Source organism: Bartonella queenslandensis AUST/NH15 (genome assembly GCF_000312585.1).
Taxonomy (GTDB): Bacteria; Pseudomonadota; Alphaproteobacteria; order Rhizobiales; family Rhizobiaceae; genus Bartonella; species Bartonella queenslandensis_A.
The window spans coordinates 1-502 of record NZ_HE998484.1 but is presented as its reverse complement, the minus strand read 5'-3'; the positions used below and the strand labels follow the sequence as shown (position 1 = coordinate 502).

Below are 502 nucleotides of genomic sequence, written 5' to 3'. Positions count from 1 at the left end.
TGATGGATGGATTAAGATCATTAAATCTAATCCTCAATTCGATGGCATGACTTTTCAAGATCAACTCGATAAAGACGGTAATCTAATTGCTATTAAATGCGCTATTCGTCTCAAAGGCATTCAAGACCCTATCGAAGTCACCGAATATTTAAACGAATGCAAACAAAAAAGTGACACTTGGCAAAAATACCCAGCTCGGATGTTACGTCATAAAGCCACCATACAATGTGCGCGTTATGCTTTCGGGTTTTCCGGTATCTATGAAGAAGATGAAGCGGATCGTATCAATGATGCAAGCCATAACATACAAGTTAAGTTAGTTTCTTATGATACGCTTATGCAAATCAAACAATTAATAAACATCACTCAAACAGAAGAAGAAAAAGTACTCAATTATGCAAAAGTCAACAATCTCGCCGATATGTCTGATGAAAAAGCCCAAACCGTGCTGAATATTTTGAAAGATAGACAGAAGGTTCAAGCAGAACAATCACTCCCACAA

At 37.1% G+C, this 502-nt stretch carries 1 protein-coding gene; it reads left to right on the top strand.

Annotated elements, in window-relative coordinates:
- Positions 1 to 502: recombinase RecT (locus tag BN338_RS10670; protein WP_039762712.1), on the top strand; the 502-nt coding region annotated here is incomplete at both ends.